This window comes from Polaromonas sp., assembly GCF_029945895.1.
GTDB lineage: Bacteria > Pseudomonadota > Gammaproteobacteria > Burkholderiales > Burkholderiaceae_C > Polaromonas.
This window is the reverse complement of sequence record NZ_JAQSDL010000066.1, coordinates 1-2,436: the sequence shown is the minus strand read 5'-3', so window position 1 is coordinate 2,436 and position 2,436 is coordinate 1. Positions and strand designations below refer to the sequence as shown.

The window sequence follows — 2,436 nt, the reverse complement described above, 5'->3', positions numbered from 1 at the left end:
TGTACTCGTCCATCCAGACCGGCAACAGCGTGGGCATGCAGACGCTGGACCAGAACCTGACCGACCTCGTCAAGCGCAACGTCATTTCCGCCGCCGAAGCACGCGGCAAAGCCAAGATCCCCGAAAACTTTCCCGGCTGAACATGTTGCCCCCACGGTCGCTCACTGCGTGTAGCTCCCTGCCCCCCGGGGGGGCCGCTGCGCCTGCGGCCCGGCAAAGCCGGTTCCGCGGCCCCTGTTTGATTGAAGAGCCTCCTCAGTCATCGCTCGCCACCGAATTGTCATCCCGCACTCGATCCGGGATCCACGCGTCATGAACCGCCGCCGCTCCCGTGCTACAAGGATTGCGGGGCAAGCCCGCAATGACAACCGTCCCCACGCCCCCATTTGAAAAGGCTTCTTCATGGAACGCGACCAGGCCAGTAGATTCATCAACGACCTTCTCAAGCTGATGGTCAGCCGCAACGGCAGCGATCTGTTCATCACTGGCGACTTTCCGCCCGCGATGAAGGTCGACGGCAAGGTCACCAAGGTCTCGCCCCAGCCGCTGAACGCCGGCCACACGCTGGCGCTGGCGCGCGCCATCATGAACGACAAACAGGCTGCCGAGTTCGAACGCACCAAGGAGTGCAACTTCGCAATCTCGCCGCCCGGCGTCGGCCGCTTCCGGGTCAACGCCTTCATCCAGCAGGGCAAGGTCGGCATGGTGATGCGGGTGATCCCGGCGGTGTTGCCGACCATCGACGGCCTGGGCGTGCCGCAGGTGCTCAAGGATGTGGTGATGTCCAAGCGCGGCCTGTGCATTCTGGTCGGCGCCACCGGCTCGGGCAAGTCCACCACCCTGGCGGCCATGGTGGACTGGCGCAATGAAAATTCCTTCGGCCACATCATCACCATCGAGGATCCGGTGGAGTTTGTGCACCCGCACAAGAACTGCGTGATCACCCAGCGCGAAGTAGGCCTGGACACCGACAGCTGGGAAGCCGCACTGAAAAACACGCTGCGCCAGGCGCCCGACGTGATCCTGATGGGCGAGGTGCGCGACCGCGAAACCATGGAACACGCCGTGGCCTTTGCTGAAACCGGCCACCTGTGCCTGTGCACGCTGCATGCCAACAGCGCCAACCAGGCACTGGACCGCATCATCAACTTCTTCCCCGAGGAGCGCCGCGCGCAGTTGCTGATGGATCTGTCGCTCAACATGAAAGCCATGATCTCGCAGCGCCTGGTGCCCAAGCAGGACAGCAAAGGCCGCATCGCCGCCGTGGAGGTCATGCTGAACACGCCGCTGATCTCCGATCTGATCTTCAAGGGCGAGGTTTCCGAGATCAAGGAAATCATGAAGAAGAGCCGCAACCTCGGTATGCAGACCTTCGACCAGGCGCTCTTCGATGCCTTCGAAAGCAACATGATCACCTACGAAGACGCGCTGCGCAACGCCGACTCGGTCAACGACTTGCGGCTGCAGATCAAGCTCAACTCGCAACGCGCCAAGACGCAGGACCTGGCAGCCGGCACCGAACACATGTCCATTGTCTAGGGCTACTGCGCGGGCTTGATGCGTTGTTGGTCGGTGCTCGCAATCCTCACGTACCCAAAGTACGTTCCGGTTGCTGCGCGCCGCCCGCCTAGCCTGAAGCCCGCTCGCTACGCCCTCCCACCTCTTTTCCCCTCTCCCACACCATGAGCAATACCAACCCCAAAACCTACGAACCCGCCCCGTCCCGCAAAGTCGCCTTTCTGGGCCTGGGCGTCATGGGCTACCCGATGGCAGGCCACCTCGCGCTGGCCGGCCACCAGGTCACCGTTTACAACCGGACCGCTACTAAATCAGTAGCGTGGTCCGCCGAATACGCGGGGACTAGCGGCCCAAAACATGCCACAACCCCACGGGAGGCAGCACAGGGCGCCGAGATCGTTTTTTGCTGCGTTGGCAACGACGATGACCTGCGCGGCGTAACGCTGGGCGCCGATGGCGCTTTTGCCGGCATGCAGCCGGGTGCCGTTTTTGTGGACCACACCACCGCATCGGCCGACGTGGCGCGTGAGCTGTACGCAGCGGCCCAGGCCCTGAAGTTGAAGTTTGTCGACGCCCCGGTCTCGGGCGGCCAGGCGGGTGCACAAAACGGCGCGCTCACCGTCATGTGCGGTGGCGATGCCGCGGCCTTTGACGCGGTCAAGCCGGCCGGCATGGCGTTTTCAAAAGCCTTCACGCTGATGGGTGCCAGCGGCGCCGGCCAGCTCACCAAAATGGTCAACCAGATCTGCATCGCCGGTCTGGTGCAGGGCCTGAGTGAAGCCATTGCTTTCGGCCAGAAAGCCGGCCTGGACATGAACCAGGTGCTGGATGTGATCGGCAAGGGCGCCGCGCAGAGCTGGCAACTCGACAACCGCGGCAAGACCATGGTGGCCGACAAGTTCGACTTCGGCTTTGCCG

The 2,436-nt window shown here is 63.1% G+C and carries 2 protein-coding genes and 1 pseudogene; all 3 read left to right on the top strand.

The features are described from left to right. Positions 1-140: pseudogene (locus tag PSV33_RS08170) on the top strand (twitching motility protein PilT); the annotation flags it as partial. A 262-nt stretch (positions 141-402) separates the two neighbouring features. Further along, a complete protein-coding gene (locus PSV33_RS08165; protein WP_300560506.1) occupies positions 403-1,539 on the top strand; it encodes a PilT/PilU family type 4a pilus ATPase in 1,137 nt (378 codons plus the stop codon). 143 nt (positions 1,540-1,682) lie between these two features. Continuing rightward, positions 1,683-2,436: NAD(P)-dependent oxidoreductase (locus PSV33_RS08160; protein ID WP_300560504.1), on the top strand; the 754-nt coding region annotated here is incomplete at its 3' end.